General features: G+C 67.4%; 21 protein-coding genes. 7 read left to right on the plus strand and 14 right to left on the minus strand.

Annotation, left to right across the window (positions count from 1 at the left end; all coding sequences use genetic code 11):
- Positions 1-4: 4 nt before the first annotated feature.
- Positions 5-1,960 (plus strand): oligopeptide transporter, OPT family, encoded by a 1,956-nt coding sequence (locus E7773_RS02700; protein ID WP_293987767.1) that lies wholly within the window; start codon positions 5-7, stop codon positions 1,958-1,960.
- Here E7773_RS02700 and E7773_RS02705 read toward each other — a convergent pair.
- The 3 genes from E7773_RS02705 to queF form a co-directional block, all read right to left on the minus strand.
- On the minus strand, positions 1,957-3,243 hold the full coding sequence (locus E7773_RS02705; protein ID WP_293987770.1) for a glycoside hydrolase family 130 protein: 1,287 nt from the start codon (positions 3,241-3,243) through the stop codon (positions 1,957-1,959). The two genes, E7773_RS02700 and E7773_RS02705, sit on opposite strands and share 4 nt — an antisense overlap.
- 48 nt (positions 3,244-3,291) lie before the next feature.
- Positions 3,292-5,559, minus strand: coding sequence for a glycosyltransferase family 4 protein (locus tag E7773_RS02710; protein WP_293987773.1), 2,268 nt, complete (start codon positions 5,557-5,559; stop codon positions 3,292-3,294).
- Positions 5,560-5,700: 141 nt separating this feature from the next.
- The gene (gene queF / locus E7773_RS02715) at positions 5,701-6,147 is read right to left on the minus strand and encodes a preQ(1) synthase (protein ID WP_293987776.1); all 447 of its coding nucleotides are present in this window, start codon (positions 6,145-6,147) and stop codon (positions 5,701-5,703) included.
- 82 nt (positions 6,148-6,229) lie between these two features.
- Between queF and sseA the strand changes: the two genes are divergently transcribed.
- The 6 genes from sseA (at position 6,230) to E7773_RS02745 (ending at position 11,683) form a co-directional block, all read left to right on the plus strand.
- Entirely contained in the window at positions 6,230-7,078 is an 849-nt protein-coding gene (gene sseA / locus E7773_RS02720; RefSeq protein ID WP_293987779.1) for a 3-mercaptopyruvate sulfurtransferase, read from the plus strand.
- Entirely contained in the window at positions 7,075-8,262 is a 1,188-nt protein-coding gene (metC, locus tag E7773_RS02725) for a cystathionine beta-lyase (RefSeq protein WP_293987782.1), read from the plus strand. The genes sseA and metC overlap by 4 nt, the downstream gene beginning before the upstream one ends.
- On the plus strand, positions 8,259-9,536 hold the full coding sequence (locus E7773_RS02730) for a mechanosensitive ion channel domain-containing protein (protein WP_293987785.1): 1,278 nt from the start codon (positions 8,259-8,261) through the stop codon (positions 9,534-9,536). The genes metC and E7773_RS02730 overlap by 4 nt, the downstream gene beginning before the upstream one ends.
- Before the next feature lie 206 nt (positions 9,537-9,742).
- Positions 9,743-10,579 (plus strand): TorF family putative porin, encoded by an 837-nt coding sequence (locus E7773_RS02735; RefSeq protein WP_293987788.1) that lies wholly within the window; start codon positions 9,743-9,745, stop codon positions 10,577-10,579.
- Between the two features lie 105 nt (positions 10,580-10,684).
- Entirely contained in the window at positions 10,685-11,071 is a 387-nt protein-coding gene (locus tag E7773_RS02740; protein WP_293987791.1) for a MerC domain-containing protein, read from the plus strand.
- A gap of 147 nt (positions 11,072-11,218) precedes the next feature.
- A complete protein-coding gene (locus tag E7773_RS02745) occupies positions 11,219-11,683 on the plus strand; it encodes a transcriptional repressor (protein ID WP_293987794.1) in 465 nt (154 codons plus the stop codon).
- A gap of 1 nt (position 11,684) precedes the next feature.
- Here E7773_RS02745 and E7773_RS02750 read toward each other — a convergent pair whose 3' ends face one another.
- From E7773_RS02750 to E7773_RS02800, 11 genes are all read right to left on the minus strand, one after another.
- Positions 11,685-12,437 (minus strand): hypothetical protein, encoded by a 753-nt coding sequence (locus E7773_RS02750; RefSeq protein ID WP_293987797.1) that lies wholly within the window; start codon positions 12,435-12,437, stop codon positions 11,685-11,687.
- Positions 12,438-12,749: 312 nt separating this feature from the next.
- A complete protein-coding gene (locus E7773_RS02755; RefSeq protein ID WP_293988220.1) occupies positions 12,750-13,229 on the minus strand; it encodes a GNAT family N-acetyltransferase in 480 nt (159 codons plus the stop codon).
- 53 nt (positions 13,230-13,282) lie between these two features.
- Positions 13,283-14,539, minus strand: coding sequence for a dipeptidase (locus tag E7773_RS02760; RefSeq protein ID WP_293987800.1), 1,257 nt, complete (start codon positions 14,537-14,539; stop codon positions 13,283-13,285).
- 30 nt (positions 14,540-14,569) lie between these two features.
- Positions 14,570-15,343, minus strand: coding sequence for a metallophosphoesterase (locus E7773_RS02765; protein WP_293987802.1), 774 nt, complete (start codon positions 15,341-15,343; stop codon positions 14,570-14,572).
- Positions 15,340-16,197: a diacylglycerol kinase family protein gene (locus tag E7773_RS02770; protein WP_293987805.1), complete on the minus strand. Its 858-nt coding sequence runs from the start codon at positions 16,195-16,197 to the stop codon at positions 15,340-15,342. The genes E7773_RS02765 and E7773_RS02770 overlap by 4 nt, the downstream gene beginning before the upstream one ends.
- On the minus strand, positions 16,194-17,210 hold the full coding sequence (locus E7773_RS02775; RefSeq protein WP_293987807.1) for a sensor histidine kinase: 1,017 nt from the start codon (positions 17,208-17,210) through the stop codon (positions 16,194-16,196). The genes E7773_RS02770 and E7773_RS02775 overlap by 4 nt, the downstream gene beginning before the upstream one ends.
- 67 nt (positions 17,211-17,277) lie before the next feature.
- Complete coding sequence (locus E7773_RS02780) at positions 17,278-18,087, minus strand: DUF815 domain-containing protein (protein WP_293987810.1); 810 nt, start codon at positions 18,085-18,087, stop codon at positions 17,278-17,280.
- Between the two features lie 15 nt (positions 18,088-18,102).
- The gene (locus E7773_RS02785; protein ID WP_293987813.1) at positions 18,103-20,145 is read right to left on the minus strand and encodes a tetratricopeptide repeat protein; all 2,043 of its coding nucleotides are present in this window, start codon (positions 20,143-20,145) and stop codon (positions 18,103-18,105) included.
- Positions 20,142-21,506, minus strand: coding sequence for a PEP-CTERM-box response regulator transcription factor (prsR, locus tag E7773_RS02790; protein WP_293987815.1), 1,365 nt, complete (start codon positions 21,504-21,506; stop codon positions 20,142-20,144). The genes E7773_RS02785 and prsR overlap by 4 nt, the downstream gene beginning before the upstream one ends.
- Positions 21,503-23,551, minus strand: coding sequence for an XrtA/PEP-CTERM system histidine kinase PrsK (gene prsK / locus E7773_RS02795; RefSeq protein ID WP_293987817.1), 2,049 nt, complete (start codon positions 23,549-23,551; stop codon positions 21,503-21,505). The genes prsR and prsK overlap by 4 nt, the downstream gene beginning before the upstream one ends.
- Positions 23,551-24,939: a TIGR03013 family XrtA/PEP-CTERM system glycosyltransferase gene (locus E7773_RS02800; protein WP_293987819.1), complete on the minus strand. Its 1,389-nt coding sequence runs from the start codon at positions 24,937-24,939 to the stop codon at positions 23,551-23,553. The genes prsK and E7773_RS02800 overlap by 1 nt, the downstream gene beginning before the upstream one ends.
- Positions 24,940-25,051: the final 112 nt, after the last annotated feature.

Below are 25,051 nucleotides of genomic sequence, written 5' to 3' on the forward strand. Positions count from 1 at the left end.
GGGAATGGCTACTTCCGCACCCACCCGCCCGCTCGCCGAACTCACGCTTCGCGGCGTCCTGCTCGGTGGGATCATCACTTTGCTGTTCACTGCGGCGAACGTCTATCTTGGGCTCAAGGTCGGGCTGACCTTCGCGACGTCGATCCCGGCGGCGGTGATTTCGATGGCGATCCTGCGGATGTTCAAGGGCGCGACGATCCTGGAGAACAATATCGTCCAGACGATCGCGAGCGCGGCGGGGACGTTGGCGGCGATCATCTTCGTGCTGCCGGGTCTCGTGATGATCGGCTGGTGGCACGGCTTCCCCTATGTCCAGACCGCGATGATAACCGCGACCGGCGGCATTTTGGGCGTGATGTTCTCGGTCCCCCTGCGCCGCGCGTTGGTGGTCGATACCGACCTCCCCTATCCCGAAGGCGTCGCTGCCGCAGAGGTGTTGCAAATCGGCGCCGGGTCGCGCGAAGGCGCGGAGGAAAGTCGCCGCGGATTGTGGGTGCTGATCTGGAACAGCATCGCCTCCGCCGGGTTTGCGATCTTCACGCAGACCAAGATCGTCACCGACACCGCCGCGACGACGTTCCGCACCGGCAAGGGCGCGACGGGCATTTCGGGGAGCCTGTCGTTCGCGCTGCTCGGGGTCGGGCATCTGGTCGGGATTTCGGTCGGCGCGGCGATGGGGCTGGGCCTCGTGATCGGCTGGTTCGTGCTGTTGCCGATCCTGACCGCGCAGCAACCGATGCCGGCGCTCGACATCGCCGCATGGGTCGACACGATCTTCAAGCAGGACGTGCGTTTCTTCGGCGCGGGGGTTATCGGCGTCGCGGCGATCTGGACCTTGCTCAAGATCGCAGGACCCGTGATCGGCGGCGTACGCTCGGCGATGGCGGCGAGCGCGGCGCGCAACGCTGGCCAGGCGCTCGCGCTGGAGGAGCGCGATCTACCGATCGCCTGGGTCGCCGGCGTGTCGGTGCTGACGCTGGTGCCGATCGCGTGGCTGTTATGGGATGTGATCAGCGGCGGCGCGCTGGCGGGGTCGGCGTTCGCGCTGATCGCCGGCGCACTGGTGTTCGTGGTGGTGATCGGGTTGCTGATCGCGGCGGTGACGGGGTACATGGCCGGGCTGATCGGGGCGTCGAATTCGCCGGTGTCGGGGATCGGCATCCTGTCGGTGCTCGGTTCCGCGCTGATGCTGGTCGGACTGTTCGGTCAGCATCCCGGCGCCGATACGACCTCCGCACTGATCGCCTATTCGCTGATCGTCACCGGGATCGTGTTCGGCGTCGCGACGATCTCCAACGACAATCTGCAGGATCTGAAGACCGGACAGCTGGTGGGCGCAACCCCGTGGAAGCAGCAGGTCGCGCTGGTGATTGGCGTCGTGTTCGGATCGATCATCATCCCGCCGGTGCTCAATGTGCTCAACAGCGGTATCGGGTTCGTCGGCGCGCCAGGGGCCGGACCGAACGCGCTGGCGGCGCCGCAGGCGGGGCTGATCTCCGCGCTTGCCAAGGGCGTGCTGTCGGGCGACGCGAACTGGACGATGCTGGGCTATGGCGCACTCGCGGGGGTCGCGCTCATCGTGCTCGACGAAGTGATGGGGATGCTCAAGCTCCTGCGCTTGCCCCCGCTCGGCGTCGCGCTCGGCATCTATCTGCCGATGGCGGTGATTCTGCCGACGGTGCTCGGATCGGTGATCGGCTGGTTTTACGACCGCTGGGCGCGGCGCAGCGCCAATCCGGAAGCCGCCGAACGCATGGGGACGCTGACCGCGACGGGGATGATCGTCGGCGAAAGCCTGTGGGGCGTCGCGTTCGCGTTCATCGTCTATCTGACCGCGAAGGATGCGCCGCTGGCGCTGGTTGGGCCGGGGTACGAGATACTTGCGCTGGTCGGCGGGACGATCCTGTTCCTGGCGATCGTCGGCGTGCTGTACAACTATGCCCGCCGCGCCTCGCGCTAGATCATCGACGCGACGAGATCCTTGATCGGCACGAACGCGAACGCGACCGAGCTGTCGGCGACGCCATAGGGCAGGAACAGGCATTCGCCGTGGCGGATCGCGCCGCACGAATAGACGACGTTGGGGACATAGCCCTCGCGGTCCTGGTCGGCGGCGGCGAGGATCGGGTGCGGCGTGCGGCCGATGACCTTCGACGGATCGTCCTTATCGAGCAGCACCGCGCCGATCGAATATTTGCGCATCGCGCCGACGCCATGGGTCAGCAGCAGCCAGCCTTCGTCGAGTTCCACCGGCGGACCACAATTGCCGATCTGGACGAGCTCCCACGGATAATACGGCTCGAGGATCCGCACCCCCTCTTCCCAATGCGTCAGCCGGTCGGAATCAAGCAGGTACAGGTTCTCGCCATCCTGCCGCCCGATCGCGAGGTAGCGCCCGCCGACCTGCCGCGGGAACAGCGCGATCCCCTTGTTGCGCGCCGCCGGCCCGGTCATCGGCACCAGGTCGAACGCGCGGAAATCCTTCGTCCGCAGCAGCTCCGACTGGATGTGCGAGCCGTTGTACGCGGTGTACGTCCCGAGCCATTCGACCTCACCGTCGTCGTGGCGGAACTGGACGAGGCGCAGATCCTCCAGCCCCTTCGACTGCGCGTCGGTGATCGGGAAGATGACGGTGCCCGACAGCGTCGAATCGCGATGGCGGTACACCGTGACCGGCCCCGAGGGTACCTGCTCCTCGTCGCTGCCCTGCACGTCGGCGGCGGTGGCGAAGGGCGGTTCGGGCGCGAGCTTCAATTCGTTCTTCGCGGTGATGATGCCCTCGCGGAACGCGACCGAGGAGATGTGCCCCTCGCCCACCGCGCGCAGGCTCATCAGGATACGCATCGACCCCTTGGGCATGCCCGACTGGTCGAAATGCGGCACCGCGCTGGGGTTCATCAGCGCGGCCGCGGCATAGCTGTACTCGTGGCAGAAATAGGCACCGATCAACTGACGCTTTTCGTCGCCGATCTCGCGCCCGTCGAGGCCCATCAATTGCTCGATCTCGTCGTAGCGAGTCATGAACACGCGGCGCGTCTGCCAGTGCCGCGCCTCGAAATCCTTGAGTACCGTCTCCAGTTCTTCGCGGGTTTCCTGCGGACTCAATTCGAGCACCTCGCCGACGAGACGCTCCGTCCGCCCCGACGACGCGCCGCCCGGTGCCCAACCGATATGGAACGGGCGCACCACGACTCGCGAAGGATCGGCATACAACCGCAATCTATGCGTGAAGATATCGAGCAACGAGAAAGCCCCGCTTGTAGTTCTTCCAAGCGGCGCCGCGTGTCGTTGCTACGCGACGGCGCGGGCCTCCCCTGCCACGGTTGCGGCGGCTTTTCCAAGCGCTGAAATCGCGCACGACGCCAATTGCAGCGCCAAAATCGATTCGGCGCCCTGATTCCGGTTGAGCCCGTGCGGCATCAGCCCGTCGAAACACCCGCCGTCCTGCGCCGTCGCGAGCGGCAGGTCGAGGTCGTTCTGCCCGAGATACCAGCGATACGCCCGTGCCGCTTCGTCGCACCAGCGCGTGTCGCGAGTCGCCTTGAACGCCGCCGCGCAGGCGTCGATCGTCGCCTGCGCCTCGAGCGGCTGCTGGTCGAACGCCAGCGGCGCTTCGTACACGCGGCCGAAGCTCTCGGTACCGACCGCGCGGAAACGGCCATCGGGGCTGGTCTGGTGCGCAACGATCCAGTCGAGCGTGTTGAGGCCAGCAGCGAGCAGGTCGTCGCGGCCCAGCGCCATGCCGGCGCGGATCAACGCCTCGGGCAGTCGCGCATTGTCGTACGCCAGCACGATTTCGAACCACTCCCATTCGGGCCGCCGCGCGTCCTCGAGCAACGCGAGCAGATCGTTCGAGAAGCGCTCGAGGATGTTGCGTGCGAGCTGATGCCCGGGATGCGCGCCGAGCATCGCGGCCGCGCCGAGCATCGCGAACGCTTGCGCGCGCGGGCTGATCAGGTCGAACGCGATCCCAGCCGTCTCGTCGAACAATCGCGCCGCCCAGTCACGATGCTTGGCCTGCGGCGCGCGTTTGGCGGTCACACCGAGCGCCCAGATCGTGCGGCCGTTCGAATCTTCCGACCCCTGATCCTCGCACCAACTGCGGTCGAAATTCATGAAATTGCGGAATCGCCGCTTGTCCGGATTCCAGGCGTATTGAACGAACGCCGCGTACACCGTCATCCATTTGTCGCGCACATCGTCGTCGAGATCGGGCACCGCGCTCATCAGCATTAGCGCGCGGACATTGTCGTCGATGCAGTAACCGTGGCGCCGATCGGGTACCGACAGGATCGCATGCTGGAACATGCCAGTCGCGTCGCTCATCCGCTCGACCGCGGCGATATTGGGCTGCAGGACGGGGAGGATCGTGTTGCTCTTGATCCGGTGCGGGCGCGCCGCGACGATGCTGTCGATGGCACCCATCGACGCCTCGGCGAGCCGCGGCCAGATCATCGTGCGCCCGCGCGCATAGGCGCGGCGCGACACCTCGGCGCGGTCGCCGTCGTCGCGCAGCAACCGCGAAATCTCGCGCGCGAATCCTTCGACGTCCCCGAAATCGACGATCACGCCGTGCCCGTCGGCGAGGATTTCGCTGGCATGGATATAGGGCGTCGACACCACCGGCTTGCCCACCCCGACGGCGTAGCTTAGCGCGCCCGACGTGACTTGTTGCGGGTTGGTGTAGGGCGTGACGTACAGGTCGGCCGCCTGGAGGTAGTCGAGCAACTCCTCATGCTCGATGAACCCGTCGATGAAGCGGACGTGATCCGCCACGCCGCGTTCGGCAGCAAGCGCCTTCAGCGAGTCGCGATAGGCTTCGCCGGCATGGGCGACGACATTGGGGTGCGTCGCGCCGAGCACGACGTAGAGCGCGTGCGGGTTTGCCGCGACTACCGCGGGCATCGCCGAAATGACGCTCTCGATCCCCTTGTTCGGCGCGAGCAGCCCGAAGGTGAGCAATACCTTGCGCCCTTCCCAGCCGAAGCGCGGTTTCATGCTGTCGGGGTCGACCAGCGCACGGTCGGGGACGCCGTGCGGGATCATCATGATCGCCTTGGGGTTGGCGCCGTACACGCGGACCAGGATCTCGCGGCCGATTTCGGCCATCACCACGACCTTCGCGGCACGCTTGAGCAGGCCGTCCATCACGCGGCGCTGATCGTCGCTGGGCCGGTCGAGCACGGTGTGGAGCGTGACGATCACCGGCAGCGACACGCGGTCGAGCAGCGCGAGGATCAGGTCGCCGGCGGGGCCGCCATAGATGCCATATTCGTGCTGCACCCACACCGCCCGCGCCCCGCTCGCCTCGATATCGCGCGCCGCGGCAAGATACGCCATGCGGTCGTTCTGCTGGATCGTGCCGGTCACGGCGGGCGGATAGTCATAGCCCTGCAACCGGTCGTTCATCGCATAGACGTCGACCTGCATGTCCGGGAAGCGGTCGACCAGCGCCTGATAGGTGTCGGTCGTATATGTCGCGATGCCGCATTGCCGCGGTAGGAAGTTGCCGATCAGCGCGATATGATTGGTGCGCGGCGATACGAACGACGAGGCCATCTCTTCGAATTTCCTAAATGAAATGGGCGGATTACCTTCGCGCCTCTCGCCTCCCTGAACGGATTGAAAGGAATATGGTTGCACCGATGTTGCGCCGCAACAAAGGATTCGTACTGATGCGTGTTAAGGGCGCGGGGAAAGCTACCCACGCCCGCGATACGGCGCGACGCCCTGATCGGGGAGCCACACGCCGTCAGGCGCCGGCCCCGATTGCCAGAACACGTCGATCGGGATGCCGCCGCGCGGGTACCAATAGCCGCCGATGCGCAGCCATTGCGGCTTCATCTCGGCGACCAGCCGCTCGCCGATCCCCACGGTGCAATCCTCGTGGAACGCGGCATGGTTGCGAAACGACCCGAGAAACAGTTTGAGCGATTTCGATTCGACGATCGTCTCGCCGGGCACGTAATCGATCACCAGATGCGCGAAGTCGGGCTGGCCGGTGACCGGGCAGAGCGAGGTGAATTCGGGCACGGCGAAGCGCACCAGATACGCGGTGCCGCCGCGCGGATTGGGAACGTAGTCGAGCACCGCCGCTTCGGGCGATGCGGGCAGGCTGCTCGCCTGGCCGAGATGTTTCGGGGTCATGGCGGCTATGTAGGGGCGAGCCGGCACAAAGGAAATGACCCGGGCCGTTGCCCCTCCCCGGCCCGCATCCTAAGGTTCGGCGATGGATGCGCTGGTGACGACGCGATGGCTAGCCGCCGAACTCGGCGCGGGCGACCTATGCGTGGTCGACGCGACCTATTTCGGGTCGGTGCCGGGCGGTCCGCAGCGCGATGCGCGCGCGGAATATGAAGCGGCGCATATTCCCGGCGCGGTGTTTCTCGACCTCGAAAGCCTCGCCGATGCGAGCAGCGATTTGCCCTCGATGCTGCCCCCGCCCGACCAGTTCGCCGCGCGGATGGAGTCGCTTGGGGTCGGCGACGGCGACCGCATCGTCCTCTACGACGTGTCGCACTATCACACCGCGACGCGCGCGTGGTGGATGCTGCGGACGATGGGCGCGCGCGATGTCGCGATCCTCGACGGCGGGCTCGCGAAATGGCGCGCCGAGGGCCGGCCGGTCGATAGCGGTGCGGCACAACCGGCGCGGGCGAGCTTTATGCCGCGTTTCGATCCCAAAGGCGTCCGCTCGCTCGATCAAATGACGGGGAATATCGTCAGTCGAGACGAGCAAGTCCTCGACGCCCGCTCCCCCGCGCGCTTTTCTGGTGAGGAATCCGACCCGCGCCCCGGCAACGGCGCCGGGCACATTCCGGGGTCGCTCAACTTGCCCTACGGCCGCCTGCTCAACGCCGACGGGACGTGGAAAAGCACCACCGTGCTCAAGGCCGCGTTCGACGCCGCCGGCATCGACCTGACTAAGCCGCTGGTGACGACCTGTGGCTCGGGCATCACCGCCGCAGTGCTCGCGTTCGGCGCGCACCTGCTGGGCGCCGACGCCGCGCTCTACGACGGCAGCTGGTCCGAATGGGGCGGCGACCCCTCCACCCCCAAGGCGACGGGAGCGGCATGAGCGGCGACGACACCGACAAGCCCGCAACGCGCGTCGTCACCGCGGGGCGGCGCGAGGAATGGACGCAGGGGATCGTCAATCCGCCGGTATGGCGCGCCTCGACCATTCTCTACGACAACGTCGCGCACCTCCGCGAGGCGGCGCGCGGCGATAGCCACCACAAGCTCTATTACGGCCGGCGCGGCACGCCGACGCAATGGGCGCTTGCCGATGCGCTGACCGAGCTCGAGCCGGGGGCGGAGGGGACGTTCCTCTATTGCTCGGGCGCCGCGGCGGTGAACGCGGCACTGCTGTCGGTGCTCGAACCGGGCGACGAATTGCTGCTGGTCGATTCGGCGTACGATCCGACGACCAGCTTCGCCGCCGGCTTCCTCAGGAAATTCGGGATCACGACGCGGCATTACGATCCGCTGATCGGTGCCGGTATCGCCGAAATGATCGGCGACAACACCCGCGCGATCCTGCTCGAAAGCCCCGGCAGCCTGACCTTCGAGGTGCAGGATGTCCCCGCGATCGTCGCCGCGGCGAAAGCGCGCGGCGTCGCGACGCTCCTCGATAATACCTGGGCGACGCCGCTCCTGTTTCCCGCGATCGAACGCGGGGTCGACCTCACCGTCCTCGCCTGCACCAAATATGTCGTCGGGCATTCGGACGTGATGCTCGGATCGGTCACCGCCGGCCCCGGCTTCTTCGCGAAACTGCGCAACACCAGCTTCCAGCTCGGCCAGGTCGCGAGCCCCGACGATTGCTGGCTGGGCGCTCGCGGACTGCGCACGATGGCAGTGCGGTTGAAGCAGCATGGCGCGAGCGGCCTCGCGGTCGCCAACTGGCTCGCCGACCGGCCCGAGGTTGCGACGGTACTCCACCCCGCGTTGCCGGGTTGCCCGGGGCACGATTTCTTCACGCGCGATTTCAACGGCGCCTCGGGGCTCTTCGCGTTCGCCTTGCGCGACGGCGACGAGGCGAGCCGCGCGGTGTTCGTCGATGCGCTGCGGCTGTTCGGGATCGGCTATAGCTGGGGTGGGTACGAGAGCCTCGCGCTGCCGGTCGATCCCAGGCGCGCGCTCGGCGTGCCCGACCATGGCGGACCGCTGGTACGGCTGCATATCGGCCTCGAGGATCCGGACGACCTGATCGCCGATCTCGACCAGGCGTTCGCCGCGGTCCGGAGCGCGCGCGGATGAACGGCGCGCTGGCCTGGCTCAAGGCGCAGGGCCTCGCCATCCCCGAGGGCGCGGAAGCGATAGAAACCGGCATCGTCGTGGTGCTGATCGTCGCGGCGCTCGCGATCGGGCTGTTCACCGGGCGCCGGCTCGGCCCGCGTGCGGGGGAATTGTGGACGCGGCACCTCGGCCATCATGCCGAAGCGTTCGGCGGCCGCGTCGCCGCGATCGTCCGCCACGGCGTCGCCGCGATCCTGCTCGCGATCCTGCTCGCCAGCGGCACCTGGCCGCCGCTCGCCACCGCGCTGATCGGGTTCTTCTTCGGCGCCGCCATCGCGCGGATGACGGTCGAGGTGCTGCGCGGGCTCGGCATCCCGCGCTGGATGGCGTGGCCGGTCGCGTTCATCCTGTTCGCCGCGACGTTGAGCTACGCGGTCGGCGGGCTCGCGCCGATCAAGGCCAAGCTGTCGGGGATCGGGCTACCGATCGGGGCCAAGTTCTTCTCGTTCTACGCGCTGATCGTCGCGCTCCTCACGATCGTCTGCCTGTTCGCCGGCATTCGCCTCGCCAACCGGCTGATCGGGCACGCGATCCTGCGCACCACCGGGTTCGATCCGACGCAGAAGCTGCTCACACAGAAGCTCGCGGCGATCGCGGTGGTGATCATCGCCTTCTTCGTCGGGATCGACTTGCTCGATATCGACCTCACAACCTTCGCGGTCTTCTCCGGCGCGCTCGGCCTCGCAATCGGATTCGGGTTGCAGAAGACCGTCGGCAATCTGATCGCCGGGATCATCCTGCTGCTCGACCGCTCGATCAAGCCGGGCGACGTGATCGTCGTCGGGGAGAAGGAAGTCGGCTGGGTCAACAAGATCGGGGTGCGCGCGGTCAGCGTGCTCACTCGCGACGGCAAGGAGCATCTGATCCCGAACGAGGATCTGATGACCAAGGCGGTCGAGAATTGGTCGTACACCGACCGCAACGTCCGCGTCCGCGTGCCGGTCACCGTCGCGTACGATTGCGACCTCAAGCTCGCGCAGGAACTGATGCTGCGCGCGGCGGCCGAAAGTCCGCGCGTACTCGACGACCCCAAGTCGAATGTCTGGCTCACCGAATTCGGCGAGAACGGCGTCAAGCACGACGTGCTGGTGTGGATCAACGACCCGCAGAGCGGGGTCGGCAACGTGCGGTCGGATGTGCTCAACCGGCTGTGGGTATTGTTCAAGGATCACGGCATCCGCACGCCCTATCCGCAGCGCGAGGTGCGCATCGTCGGCGAGCAGAACGACGACTGACCATCCGATCCCTGTTGCGGAAACGCAACAACATTACGCTGCCGCCGCGATTCACCTTCGAAAAGTGTTGTGCAGCGCAGCGAAGGCAGGCATCATCGTGACCGTGCCGGGCCAATGGCCCGTCGGCTTTCAGCCGGCCAAGAAGTCGAAACCGGCACATGCAGGCGGGGACGAACGCTTCTTTTTCCGACGTCGAAAGGAATGACATGCGCTTCTCCCACATCGGCCTCGGCGTGCTCGCGCTCGCCACGGCGACTCCCGCGCTCGCGGACCCGGTGCCCGCTGCGGCCGCCCCGACCGCAGCCGATTCCGCTGCGCCGGCCGACGACGGCGCCACCGCGCCGCCCAAGGCGATCACGATCAGCGGCGGCGCGACGCTCGTCTCCGACTATCGCTTTCGCGGCATTTCGCAGACCAATTTGCAGCCGGCTATCCAGGGGTCGATTACGCTGACGCACGTTTCGGGTTTCTACGTGTCGGTGTGGAGCTCCTCGACCTCGGGCTATGTCACCCAATCGGGCACGGGCAGCCAGGAGATCGACCTGATCGCCGGGTTCAAGAAGACCTCCGGCGGCGCCACGTTCGACGCCGGCTTGCTCTATTACGTCTATCCGCGCTCGCGTCCCACGGGCGACCGCAGCAGCGCGAACTTCGTCGAGCCCTACGCCGATGTCGCGTACACGATCGGACCGGTGACCGCGAAGGTGACCCTGAACTACGCCCCGAAACAAAAGGCGCTGGCGCTCGACCAGGGGCAGAGCGGGCTGCTGCGGAAGAACGACAATGTCTATTTGGCGGGCGACCTGAGCGGGTCGATCCCCAACACCCCGATCGGGCTCACCGCGCATATCGGCCACACCTGGGGCCCAAGCTGGCTGTCGCTCGGCAAGGAATATACCGACTGGGGCTTCGGCGCGACCATGACGCGCAAGAACCTGGTCATCGGGCTCAGCTATGTCGACACCGATGGTGTGTTCACGCTCGCCAACGGCAAGAATGCGGCCCGCAGCGGCGTCGTCGCATCGGTGGGTGTAAGTTTCTGATCGGTTCCCCGGGGGTGGCGTCCTGCCGCCCCCTTTTGCGCGGCCCCGCAACGGACAAGATGTGATATTGTAACGTCGCGCCGATGCGCCTAGATAGTCGCCACGATGATAGCCGCGATTCGCTCTTCGCTGTTCCACCACAACCATTCGCTCGATCGCTATGCGATGGGGCTGTCGGGGCTGTGTGCGGTGCATTGCCTGGCGAGCGCAGTGCTAGTGGCGCTGGCATCGACCGCGGGCGGGTTGCTGCTCAACCCCCTGTTCCACGAAGTCGGGCTGACGATCGCGATCGGGCTGGGCGCGCTCGCGCTCGGCCGCGGCATCTTCCAGCACGGCTATATGGCGCCCGCCGTCACCGGCTCGTTCGGGCTCGGCATCATGGCCGGCGCGATGCAGCTGCCGCACGGCAACGGCGGCGAGACGCTGTGGACGATCATCGGCGTCGCGATCTTGGCGCTGGGGCATGATCTGAACCGCAGGGCCGCCAACTAAGCTGAAGCGTAGGCGCGGCGACGTCCGCGCCGATGCGCGTAGCGCAACACTTCGGCCGGACGGCGGACGGCTCTAGCCGGTCCGGCCGACGGCTTTGCCGGCGGCCCGCCCATTGCCCTTCGCTAGCTGACCGCCTAAATTCTATCCATGGCCGCACACGCCCACCATCATCATGAACCGGCCGGCGCCGACCTCGCCACCGCTGCGCAAGCCACGCTGGAGAAATCCGGCGAGCAATGGACCGCGATGCGCGCGAGCATCTTCGACGCGCTCGCGAAATTCGACAAGCCGGCGAGCGCGTACGACATCGCCGATGCGGTATCGAAGCGCGAAGGCCGCCGCGTGGCCGCCAACAGCGTGTACCGCATCCTCGACCTGTTCGTCGGTGCCAACCTGGCGCGGCGGGTGGAGAGCTCGAACGCGTACATCGCCAACGCGCACCCCGATTGCCTGCACGATTGCATCTTCCTGGTGTGCGACAGCTGCGGCCAGACCGTGCATATCGACGACGACAGCATCGCCGACAACGTCCGCCACGCCGCCGAAGCTGCCGGATTCTCGCCCGTGCGTCCGGTGATCGAAGTGCGCGGCAAATGTGCGGATTGCGATTAGGTCAGGGCGTCCCGCCGGTAGGTACGACCGGAACGGATTGAGCGCTAGTGACGGGCGCCGACGGCGCTGACGCCTCAACCGGCTCTTCCGGGATCGTCGCGACGAACTTCGGCGGCGGGACCTTGGGCGCGTAATAGTCGCGCCACGCATCGAACGCGGTGTAGAAATCGATGAATGGCTTATCGAGCCGCTTGAGCGCGGCGCGCGCATACGCCGGCAGGTCGGCATCGGCGACCGTCGCGACAGTGCCGATCTCGTTCCGCGCGGCCGCGCAGAATGCGACGCGGATCGTCTGCTGGCTGTAGAAATTGTAGAGCCGCGTCTGCTGCGCCTCATACGCGTCGCGCCAGTCGCCCCAGCCGGTTTCCTCCCATTCGTGGAGGTATTGCTGCGCGGCCGCGTCGAGCGCCGCCGGGTGCGCCTTGATCCACGCATTGTATCCCTCGAGCACGCCGCCGCCGGCCTGATCGCACGCCAGCGCCGCGACGTTGAGCGCGCCGCGCAGGTGCCACACCGCCGCCGCGTTGGTCATCTCGAAGTTCGGCGTGACATAGCTACCGTCGGACCGCTGGGCGGGAGTCTGGTAATCGCGATAGCCGCCCTCGGGCATGGCCGGCGGCGGCGGCGCTGGCGGCGGCGGCAGCGTCGCCACGACCGCGGGCGGCGGGACCTGCGGCTGGGTGCACCCGGCGAGACTTGCCGCCAGCCCGATCGTCACACTCACTACCGGCAATCCGCGGATCGCCATACGCATTCTCCCTTCGCCCCGGATGTTCACCGTCGCGGCGGACGCGGCAAGCGGCTTGGGGCGAAACGTCGTATCAACGGGATCGTTGCAGGGGCCTGAACGAGCGAGCGGGGCGGCTTCTCCCCTCGCCGCGTCCGAATTTTCTTCAAATGTAGGATTTCGCGTGTCAGCCTGGCGATTCGCTCTTTCTCATCGCCGCCCGTCCACTCGCTTCGTCGCACGCCACCGGCGACGTCGCGTGACTTTCGCCGATTGGCCGGCGGCGCGCGTCCGCGAAACGATTTCGCTAGTGTAAACCTAGTGTAAACTTTCGGCCGCTCAGCCGAGCACCTTTCCCATCCTGACGCCCGGGACAGGCACGCCGCCCTCGCTCATCTTTTGGACGCGCTCGATCGGTTCGTACCCGCACGCGAGATAGAGCGACTCGCCCGCCAGCGTCGCCATCAGTTCGGCGCGCGTGAACCCCGCGGCCTTCGCCGCCGCTTCACTCGCGGCCAGCACCATTCGCCCGATCCCGCGCCGGACATGATCGGGGTCGGTATACATCGCGCGGATCCGCGCCGGGTCCCTGGCCGGGTCGAGCGGCGCGGCATTGCGTAGCGCCGGGTTGTGGTCCCCGCCGTAGAGCGTCGCGCGCCAGCTCCACCCGCCGCACCCGACGATCCGGCCTTCATCCTCGACCACGACATAGGTGCCGTCGGCGAGCAATTGTGTATCGAGTCCCATGCTGAGGCGGCTGGCCGCGATCTCTTCGTCGCTTAGGAATGCGCGCTGCAGTTCGCTGATCGCGCGGTCCATCAGCGCCGTGATCGCGGGGATGTCGTCGGCCGTCGCGATTCGCGTCGTGAAGGTCACTTGCCGTCGAGCATCGCGATCGTCGCGGTCGCGGGCGGGACATCCGCCATGCTCGCCGCGACACGCTCGGCGGCTTCCATCACGCGCAGGATATTGCCGCCGGCAAGCTTGGCGATCATCTCGTCGCTCCACCCGCGCCGCATCAGCTCCGCGAGCAACGCGGGATAGGTGTCGACCCCGTCGAGGCCCACCGGCAAATTGCCGTCGATCCCGTCGAAGTCGCCGCCCAGCCCGACATGGTCAATCCCCGCGACCTTGACGATATATTCGATGTGATCGGCCACTTGGCTTAGCGTCACGACCGGGCGCGGATGATCGCGCTCCCATTGCGCCAGCGCCGCCTTCGCCCGCTCGGGCTGGCCGATATACAGCCCGCCATAGGGCGGCGAGTAATAGCGGCCCTTTTCCGCGTTGCGGTCCGCATCCCAGCGCCGCCGCGCCTCGGACACGTACCCTGGTGCATAATTGACCATGATCACGCCGCCGTTCGCCGCGAGCAGCTTTAGCACCTTGTCGGATACGTTGCGGGGACTGTCGTCGAGCCCGCGCGCCGAGGAATGCGAGAAGATCACCGGCGCCTTCGACACCCGCAGCGCGTCGAGCATCGTGTCCTCGTTGACGTGGCTCAGGTCGACCAGCATGCCGAGGCGGTTGAGCTCGCGCACCACCGCTTCGCCGAACTTGGTCAGCCCGCCGTGCTGCGGGTCATCGGTCGCCGAATCCGCCCAGGCGATCGTCTTCGAATGCGTGAGCGTAAGGTACGATGCGCCGAGCGCGCGATAGGCGCGCAACACCGCGAAGCTTCCGTCGATCTGCCCCCCGCCCTCGACCCCGAACATGCTCGCGATCCGCCCTTGCGCGTGGATACGGCGGACGTCGGCGGCGGTGGCCGCCTGCGCGAAGACGTTCGGATAGCGGCGGAAGATTTCCTTCATCAGCGCGATTTGTTCGAGCGTGTCCTTGACCTGCTCGGACCCCGGCAGGCTCGCCGAGACATAGACCGACCAGAACTGCCCGCCGACATGGCCCGCGCGGAGCCGCGTGATGTCGGTGTTGTACTGCTTCGGATCGAGCCGCGTCAGGTCCATCGTCCAACGCGCATCGCCCGCCTTGTCGGCGAGCGTTTCCGCCCAGTCGTTGTGCCCGTCGATCAGCGGCGTCTTCGCCAGGACGGCGACGACGCGGCTATCGTAGGACGGCGCCGCGCTGATCAGCAGCGGCGTGGCGAGGAGCAGGGCTAAGGCTGTGCGCATGCCTTCAGCCTATCGGCGGGTAGCGTTGGGTCAAGCGGGCTGCGGCTTCTCCACCGGGAGCACGGTGTCGGGCTGCGACGTCATCTTGCGGCACACTACCTCGAACGCGCCACCGCCGATCCGGATCTCGTTGAACGAGGGCGGGTCGGCGCGGGTGCGTTCGGACAACGTGCCAGCGCCGATCATGCGAATCGTGTGGCCGTCGACCTTGTGCGCGATGTCGAACGCGTCGTGGACATGCCCCGTCAGCACCGCGTTCGCGCCGGCGACGGCCAGCGCGGCGATCGCCTCCGCCCCGCGATGCGTCTGCGCCGACGCGCGGGTGTGCGGCTCGATCAACGGGTGGTGCGCAGCGACGAAGATCAGCCGATCCTTCGGCGCGTCGGCGATCAAATTGAGCGTTTTCTGCAACGCGTTGCGGCTGACATAACCCTTCGACCAGTTGAACCGCCACTGCGCGCGGCGCGTCGTGACCAGCGGCACGATCGTCACGCCCGGCAGGTCGAGCGGCTGTTCGATCACACGTTCGATCGCGTGGTAGCGATGATAGGGCCGAAAGATCCGGTCGAGCATGTTCCAGTACGGCAGATCGTGATTGCCGACCTCCAGCGTCACCGGCCGGCCGAGCGATTGCAGCCAGGCGAGCCCTGCGGCGAACTCGCGCGACCGCGCGCGCATCGTCAGGTCGCCGGTCATCACCACCGCGTCGGGCTGCTCCGCCGCGACGAGCGCGTCGAACCACGCGACCGCGGCCTTGTCTTCGCGGCCGAAATGGACGTCGCTGACGTGGAACAGCCGGATCACAACGTGGTCACGAACTGCGCGGCGGTGCGCCCCGTGGTGATGACGGTAGCGGGGTCGAGCATCACCGGCTCGCCATCGAACAGCGCGAGTACGGGACGGCGCTCGGCAATCGTCAGGCGGGGCGTTTCGACGGCGGTCACGGCATGAGCGGCAACCCAGTCGCCGGTGATCAAGTTCCATCCCAGGTCGGCGATCGAGCGGAAATCGCGCGCGTCGATCGCGGCGACCGCCAGCCTGTCCTCGTGCGGGCGGACATAGGCCGCTTGCGCTTCCTTGGGGAAACCGGACGCCCCGACCAGCCGAATACCGCGACCGAACGTGCGCCGCCACGCGGCGCGGATCGCCGGCCATAGCGCCCCAATCTTGCGCTCCCGGATTCGCTCGCGCGCGCGATACCAGTTCGCCGCCGGCCCGACGATCAGGCCGACCATCGCACGGTACCTGCCGGCCTCGACACACGGCAAGGCAACCCGGCGCGCGCCTTCGTGCGCCGCCACGATGATCGCCGCCGGATCGGCGGCGCCGTGCAGAGTCTTGGCGAGCATGTTCATCGTGCCGCCCGGCAGGATGAGGATCGCGCCATCCCAACCGGCGAGCGCGCAGACCGCCGCGTTGATCGTGCCATCGCCGGCAAACAGCACCACGGTGTCGGCCCGTGCCTTGACCAACGCGCCGGGTGTCGGGAGATCATCCTCGGGAAAGTCGGTCTTGCCGGCCAGTACCAACCCCCGCTCTGCGAACACGGCCAGGATCGCTTCGACCTTGGCCTCGTCGGACGCGCCCGACTGCGGATTGGTGATGAACCACAATCGCTGCATGTCCGAGCCAACGCGCCACAAGACGCGCTCGGTCAATCGGGCACGTCCATCGTGACGCGCGTGCCTTGCTCGTCACTCGCCGTGGTCAGCGTACCCCCGACCTGGTGCGCGAACGCTTCGATCAGGCGCTGGCCGAGCCCGCCGTCGCGCCGCGCGGTTTTGGGCCCGGGCGGCATGCCCACGCCGTCATCGGCGACGGTAAGCCGCCAGCCGCCTTCGGCCCGGCGCTTCCATGATACCGCGATGGAGCCGCTCTCACGTCCCCCGAACGCATGTTTGGCGGCGTTGGTGACCAGCTCGTTGAGGATCAGGCCGATCGACACGGCATGGTCGCGCTCGATCAACGCGGGGTCGGCATCGCAGGCAAGCGTGACGCCACCGCGCAACAACAGCGCGTCGGACAGTGTGGCGCACAGATCGTCGAGGTAATCCTTGACGTTGACCTCTCCGCCCTGCGCGCCGCGATAGAGGTGTCGGTGCGCGCGTGCGATGCTGTCGACCCGCATCATCGCGGCGCTCAGCGCATCCGCTGCCGCGCCCTCGCCGACCCGCCGCCGCTGGATGTCGAGCATCCCCGCGACGATCGCGAAATTATTTTTCACGCGATGCTCGAACTCGCTGAGCATCAGGTCGCGGTCGGCGATCTGGCGGTCGCGCTCGGCGGTTGCGCGATGCACGGCGCGGCGAAAGGTTTCGGCGAGGATGATGGTCAGCAGCGCCGCGACCGCGATGGCAAACACCGCAAAGCGCGGGTTGACCACCGTTCGCGTCGCCGCTCCTGCAGTCGGCAAATAGACGACAAAGAAGGTGTAGACGATGGAGATCGCCGCGGTCATCGTGCCCGACTGCCAGCGTGCGATGAGCGTTGCCAGCATCACCGCCGGGAAGACGAGCGCGAACACCGCGGATCCCGGCGCGATCGCGTTGACAACCGCGCGGCAGATCTCGATCCCCGCCGCACACAACAACGCAACACCAAGCTGCGTCGCCCAGCGCGGAACGGTCGGCGCCAGCCGATCCGGCAAATCGAGTTCCCCCAGTCTCGCCATGGCCGAATTCGGCATCGTTACGCCTCCGAGAGTCAAGCCGATCCGGGCCAAAATTGATCACGATCAATCAGAAAGGTAGGCTGCGGCCCGTGCGGCCGGCGAGATCGATGATGTAATGCCATGCGACGCGCCCCGACCGGCTGCCGCGCCGCGTCGCCCAGCCGATCGCTTCGTCGGAGTCGAACGGCAAATCAAACCGCGCGGCATAGTTGCGCACGATCGCGAGATAGCCGTCCTGATCGAGCACGTGGAACCCGAGGCTCAGTCCGAACCGGTCGGCCAGCGCTAGATGATCGTCGACCGCGTCGCGCGGGTTGATGGCGCTTTCCTGCTCGGCGATGTCGCGGGGGATCAGGTGGCGGCGGTTGGAGGTGACGACCAGCCGCGCGTTGACCGGTCGCGCCTCCGCCCCGCCCTGCAGCAGCGAGCGCAGCGCTCGGGCGTCGTGCGCCGCGTCGAACCCGAGATCATCGAGGAACAGGATGTAGGCGCGAGGCAGGCCGTCGATGCGGTCGAACAGCGCGCGCAAGCCCGCCATGTCCGCGACCTCGATCAACGCCAGCGCACCGCCGTCGACCTGGACTGCCGCGACCGCGCTCTTCACCAGTGCCGACTTGCCGCTCCCGCGCGCGCCCCATAGCAGTACGTCCTGCGCGGCATGACCCGCCGCGAGCCGCCGGAAATCCTCGACCAGCGCCTCCTTTTGCGCTTCGACGCCGAGCAACAGGTCGAGCGGTAGCGGATCGAAAGCACGCGCCGCGACTAGCCGGCCGTCGCGCCAGACATAGGCAGGGTGCCCCAGCGGATCGGCATCGGCGGGCGCCGGCGGCGCGATCCGCTCGAGCGCGGCGGCGATGCGGTCGATCGGGTCGGTCACCGACCCGCGTTACACTCAGCCCAGTGTCTTGAGCAACGCTTGCGCCGGCGCGCGGTCGGTGAAGCTCGCGCCGCCCAGCGCCAGCGCGATCTGCGCCCTGGCCTCGGCATTGCGGCCGAGGTCGGCATAGGCCTGCGCGAGGTGCCAGCGAATGCCGGGCGCGCGGGGCGCCAACAGCGCGGCCTTTTCGAGCAAATCCTTCGCCTTGTCCGCGTCCCCCGCGGCATAGAACGCCCAGCCATAAGCGTCGGTCGCGGCAGGGCTCATCGGCGCGATCTCATACGCCGCCGCGCCGTAATCGAGCGCGTCATCGTCATTCCCCGCGCCGATATTGGCATAGGTCAGTTCGGCGAGCAGTCCGGCGTCGCGCGACCCGACGCGCGAGCGCAGATCCTCCAGCGTGCCGATCGCGCCGTCCCAATCGCGCGCCGCGATCTGCCAGTGCGCGGCGAGCCGAAGCGCGGCGACATTCTCCGGATGCTGGCCGAGGAAAAGCGCCAGCACGTTGTTCGCCTCCGGCCGACGACCCGCATAGTCGAGCGCATCGACCGTGCGCAGCATCGTCGCTTCGTCGAACTTGATGTCGGCGGCGCGGCGGTAAGCGTCGGCGGCGTCCCCAAAACGTCCCATCGTCATCAGCGTGTCGCCGACCAGCAGATGCGCAGCGGGCGCCCCGGGGTTGGCCGCCGCCAGCGCTTGGGCGCGGTCGAGCGCGCCGCCCGACTGCCCGGCGTCGATCAGTCCGCGGATCATGTCGACCGCGGCGACAGGGTTGCCGGGATCGTTGTTGGCTGCGTTCGCGAGCACCGCCAGCCCGTCGTCGGTGCCGAACGGCGTCACGCCGTCCGCCGCAGGCCACGCCGCGCGGTCGAGGTATTTGGCTGCCCAGTCGCGCTCGCCGGTCGCCTCGAACGCGCGGCCGACCAGCGCCAGCGTGTAGCTGTCGGCGTCGCCGCGCAACGCCACCGGTCGCAGCACGTCGAGCGCACCCTTGGCGTCACCCGAGCGGAGCAATGCCGCGCCGAGTAGCCGACGCGCGGTCATGTTGAGCGGCTGGCGTCCAACCAGTTCGCGCCACTTGCCGATCGCCTGTTCGTAGGCGCCCGCCTGATAATCGAGCGTCCCGCCGAGTAGCAGTGCGCCGGGGAGGTCGTCGATCGCGCCGCCGGTGCGCTGCATCAGGCTGCGTGCTAGGTCGTAATTCTGCGCCCGCGCCGCGAGCACGGCCTGGAGGTAGAGCGCCTGCGGGCTGCCCGGTCGTGCCGCGAGTGCACGACGCGTCGCGGCGAGCATGTCGGTGTACCGCCCCAGATCGCCGAGCGTCGCGGCATATTCGATCAGCGCGGGGTGGAAATAGGCATCGCGCTGCAACGCCGCCTCGAACCACGGCAGTGCAGCGGCAAGACCGAACTGTTCGCGCACCAGTTCGCCGCGAAGCGTGAGCGCCTGGAGGTTCGCGTGATCGAGCGCGACCGCACGCTGCGCGTTGGCGCTCGCCCCGGCGATGTCTCCGGCGTTGTAGCGGATCCGCGCTAGGTCGGACCAGGCATAGGAGTTGGACGGATCGACACTGAGCAACTCGCCGAGCAAGGCGATCGCGTCGGGCGACTTGCCTTGCAGCGCCAGCGCTTTCGCCGTTACCCGCGTGGCGTAACCACCAAACCGCGGGTCCGCCTTGTCCGCCTCCGCCATCGCGCGCTTGGCGTCGCCCTGGATCAGCCAGGCGTCGGCGAGCATCTGGTGCCCGCGCGCCATGTCGAAGCCGTTGGTGGCGGCGCGGCCGAGTTCGGACTCCGCCCCCACTCCGTCGCCCAGCGCGAGGAACGTCCGCGCCAGCACCGCGTGCGCCAGCCCCCATTTGGGATCGGCCGCGATCGCCTTTTGCGCATACGACCGTGCCGCGTTGAAATTGCCGTCCTTGAGCAGCCCGAGGCTGAGCACGAGATCGTTCTTCGCCGCGGCGGAATCGGCGCGGGCCGGGGCGGCGAACGCGAGCGCGACACCGGCGATTGCGGCCAGGGCGGTGCCGCCCAAGGCGACTTTGGCGAGAATCCTCATGCGCGGTCCTGGGCTTGGAGGTCGTAGCTCTTGAGCAAATCGTAGAGCGTCGGGCGGCTGATCCCGAGCAGCTTGGCAGTGTTCGAAATATTGCCCTCGGCGCGGGCGAGCGCGTGGCGGATCGCCTTGCGGTCGGCGGTTTCGCGCACCGCCTTCAGGTTGATCGCCTCGGGCTCGTCGCTGCCGCCCAGGTCGAGGTCGGCGGCGGTGACGTGCTTGCCGTCGGCCATGATCACCGCGCGCTTCATGCGGTTTTCGAGCTCGCGGACGTTGCCCGCCCAACCCCACGCGTCGATCGCCGCCAGCGCATCGGGCGACAGGCCCGACAACGGCCGGTTCATCGCTTTGGCATAATGGTGGAGGAAATGCCGCGCGAGCAGCACCGCGTCGCCTGTGCGCTCGGCAAGGCTCGGGATGCGCACGACGATTTCGGCGAGGCGGTAATAGAGGTCCTCTCGAAAACTCCCCGACGCCACCATCGCGTCGACATCCTGGTGCGTCGCGCAGACGATGCGGACGTCGACCGGGATCGCCTTGCGCCCGCCGATCCGTTCGATCACGCGCTCCTGCAGGAAGCGCAGCAACTTGACCTGAAGCAGCAGCGGCACGTCGCCGATTTCGTCGAGGAACAGCGTGCCGCTGTCGGCCAGTTCGATCTTGCCCTCGGTCGTCTTGACCGCGCCGGTGAACGCGCCCTTTTCGTGCCCGAACAATTCGCTTTCCAGCAACGTCTCGGGGATCGCCGCGCAGTTGATCGCGACGAATGCGCCCTTGCGCCCGCTCGCATTGTGCAGCCCGCGCGCGAGCACTTCCTTGCCCGTCCCGCTCGCGCCGAGCAGCATCACCGACACGTCGGCCGAGGCGACGCGCTCGATCATGCGCGTCACCTTGAGCATTTCCGGCGCGGCGGTGATCAGCTCGCCCAGCGCCGCGACCGGCGACGCGGCGAGCCGGCGGTTCTCCGCCTCCAGCGCATGGACGTGGAACGCCCGCGCGACGATCAGCCCGAGTGCGTCGATGTCGATCGGCTTCTGGTAGAAATCCCACGCCCCCTCGCCGATCGCGCGCAACGCACTTTCGCGCGCGCCGTGGCCAGAGGCGACGATGACCTTGGTGTCGGGCTTCAGCCGCAGGATCTCCGCGAGCGTCGCGAATCCTTCGGTCACCCCGTCGGGATCGGGGGGCAGGCCGAGATCGAGCGTCACTACCGCGGGCTCTTCAGCGCGCACCGCGTCGATCGCCCCGTGCCGGTCGCCCGCGACGATGACCTCATACCCCTCATACGCCCAGCGCAACTGGCGCTGCAGCCCGGCATCGTCCTCGACGATCAGCAGTTTGGGCCGAGAAATGACATTGCTCATGCCGCGTGCTCCAGGTTGTGCGGCGCCAGCGCCTGAGGCAGCGTGACCGTGAACCGCGTGCCCTCGCCTTCGCGGCTGACCACGTCGAGGCTCCCGCCCATCGCCTGAATGACTTGCCGCGCCTCGAACGCGCCGATCCCGAACCCGCCGTGCTTGGTCGACACGAACGGACGAAACAGCCGGTCGCGAACGAAGCTCGCACTCATGCCCGTGCCGCGATCGGCGACCTCGATCGAGGTGTGCCCGACGGTCACCGTCACCGGATCGCCGCCGTTGCTCGCCTCGACGGCGTTCTGGATCAGATGGCCCAAAGCCTGTTCGAGCCGCGCGGGATCCGCGAGCGCGAGCGCGTCGCGATCACCCGTGACAACCACTGCACGACTGCCCCCACGCATCTTCGCGATGCGCTCGGCGAGCGGCAGCAATTCGATTGCCTGCGGATCGTCGGCGCGTCCCGAATGATGCTGCGACAACCGCGCGAGCAAGTCGTTCATCCGCCCCGCCGAATCCTTAAGCGTGGCGATCATGTCGGCGCGGAAATCGGGATTGTCGGCGTGGCGCTCGGCGTTGCGCGCGACGAGCGTGAGCTGGCTCACCAGGTTCTTTACGTCGTGCAGGATGAAGGCGAAGCGCCGGTTGAACTCGTCGAACCGGCGCGCGTCGGCGAGCGCTTCGTGCGCGCGCGCCTCGGCCAGATAGCTCGCAACCTGTCGACCCGCGATGCGGAGCAGGTCGAAATCCTCCCAGTCGAGGCTGCGGTCGATTGGCGGCCGCGCGAGCAGGATCGCGCCGATCAGCGTCTTGACGTGGACCAGCGGCACCACCGCCCAGGCGGCGTGATGGTCGAGCATCCATTGCGGCACCGCGGCGAGCTCTTCCGCCGTGGCGCGGCCCGCGCGCACGCTATCGAGCTCGACGATGCGCGCACCGCCGGCGAGCAACGCGGCGAGTTCTTCACCAGCTACACTCGCGGGCGGATCGCCGTGCCATTGCCAGCCGGTACCGACCGACAACGCGCCGCCATCGGCGACGAGCAGCAGCCCTGCGGGTGACTCGGTCAGGTCGGCGACCGCCTTGACGATGCGCTCCTCGAGCGGCGGGGCACTCTCGCCCGGCGTGCCTAGGGTTTCGGTGAAGCGCACCCATTCGGCGCGATAGTCGTAGCGGTGACGGAACAAATGCTTCGCCACCATGACGCGCAGCCACGCCTTGATCACGGGAGAAGACAACAGGGTAAGCAACGCGGCGGCCGATCCGAACACGAACGCGGTCTGCGCGACCCGCGCATAATCTCCACCGAACGCTTCGATCGCGCTGATCACGAGCACGGTGGTCATCGCATAGATCGTCAGCGCGACGAGCGTCAGCGACTGCCACGTCACGGTGCGCGAAATATTGAGCGTCCAGTCGCCGTTGCGGTGCACCGCGATCGCCAGCATCGGTACGATCGCCACCATCACGACCCCGCGCGCCGCGATCATCGCCAAAGGCCAATCGCCGCCAAGATAAGCGACAGCGTACAGCGCCAAGTCGGCCAGCCACATCGTCGCCAGCGCGATGACGGCCATGCGGATGCCCCCGCGCGCAGCCGGCGCGACGAGCGAATAGAGGTGATTGACCAGCACCAGCGCGCCGACCGCGACCATCATCCGCAACAGGATGCGCACCGCCGTGATGCCGCGCCCCAGCTCGGAGCCGGCCGAAGCCTGGAACACCGCGAGGCCGATCCCGGCCACCGCGACGAGCGCAACGACGCCATAGATCGTCTTGACCGCGCGATCGCGCCGCGCGCCAGCATCGCGGCGGAGCAGCGCGAACATGAACCCAAGCCAGCCGAGGTTGCGCAAGGACTCCGCGACCCACGACACCATGTCGCCACTGCCGATCCCCGCCATCGCCAGCGCCCACAGCGCGGTCAGCCCCAGCGCCACGAGAAACGCCGTGCGCGGCACGCTCGCCGCGCCGTCGCGCAATTGCGACAGCGCGAGTCCCGCGAACAGGAGCGCCGCGAGCGCATGCCCCCACAGGATGACGGTCGCGCTCATCAGCGCGCGCCCTCCGGCCACAGCACGACGCGGATCGTCTGGAGGATAATCAGCAGGTCGAGGAACGGCGAATAATTCTTGGCGTAATAGAGGTCATATTCGAGCTTCTGGCGGCTGTCTTCGATCGACGCGCCGTACGGATAATTGATCTGCGCCCAGCCGGTGATCCCCGGCTTCACCATGTGGCGCTCGGCGTAATAATTGAGCTGCTGCTCGAGATCCTCGACGAATTGCGGGCGTTCGGGGCGCGGGCCGACGAAGCTCATCTCGCCCTTGAGCACCGACCAGCATTGCGGCAATTCGTCGAGCCGCACTTTCCGGATGAAACGCCCGACGCGCGTGATGCGCGGGTCGTCCTTCTCCGCCCACACCGCCTGGCCGTTGACTTCGGCATCGACGCGCATCGAACGCAGCTTGATGCAGTCGAACCCGACGCCGTACAGCCCGACGCGGCGCTGACGGTAGAAGGCCGGACCCTTGCTTTCGAGCTTCACCGCGATGGCGGTCGCCAAAATGATCGGTCCGGTGATCGCGAGCAGGATCAGGCTGGCGGCGATGTCGAACAGCCGCTTGAACACGCTCGAAAGCATCCGCCCCGACGAAAAACCGTCGGAAAAGATCAGCCAACTCGGGTTGACCGACTGGAGGTCGACGCGCCCCGTTTCGCGTTCGAGGAAGGTCGAGATTTCATTGACGTGGACGCCCGTCGTCTTGATCCGCAGCAGGTCCTTGAGCGGCAGCGCGTTGCGCCGCTCCTCCAGCGCCAACACGACTTCGCTCGCGTTGAGCAGAACGACATGGTCGGCGAGGTTGTAAATCGCATCGCGCGCGATCGCTTCCGGAATGACGCGGTTGCTCTCGCTCATCGACAGATAGCCGACGACGACGAACGCCGATCCCGGCTGCGCGGCCAGCGCCTTGAGCCGCGCCGCGCGCGGGCCCGCGCCGAGCACCACGATGCGGCGCTTGAACACATGGCCGCCAAGCAGCTTGCCGAGCAGGATGCGCAGCGCGATCAGCGCCACCGCCGACAACCCCATCGCGTAGAGCAGGTTGGAGCGCCAGAAACTGAGCTGCGGCGACAGGAAGAACACGACCGACAGGAAGATCACACCGAGCGAGATCGCGACCAGGATGCGCGCCGTCGCGCGCCGCAACGATTGCAGCGCGTCGGCACCGTATACGCCCACCGCCACCATCGCGATTTCCAGCGCGGCGGCGTAGACGAACAATTGCAGCGCACGCTCGCGCATCGGCTCGACCAGGCTGCCGAGCTGGTGCAGGCGCAACGTATAGCCGACCTCCATCGCCGCGATCAGCAGCGCGAAGTCGAGAAACCCCAGAAACAGAACGGCATGCGGCACATAGTGCTTGAACAGCCTGATCATCGTCGTCGCCTCGTGACCGGCGGCGTGTAAGTTTTTCCGACACGGTCGCGTGCGGTGTCGCAGAAATTGACAAAGGAAGGATGAATGCGGGGAAACTCGGGCGCGTTCGCGT

This window comes from Sphingomonas sp. (assembly GCF_004799495.1).
GTDB lineage: Bacteria > Pseudomonadota > Alphaproteobacteria > Sphingomonadales > Sphingomonadaceae > Sphingomonas.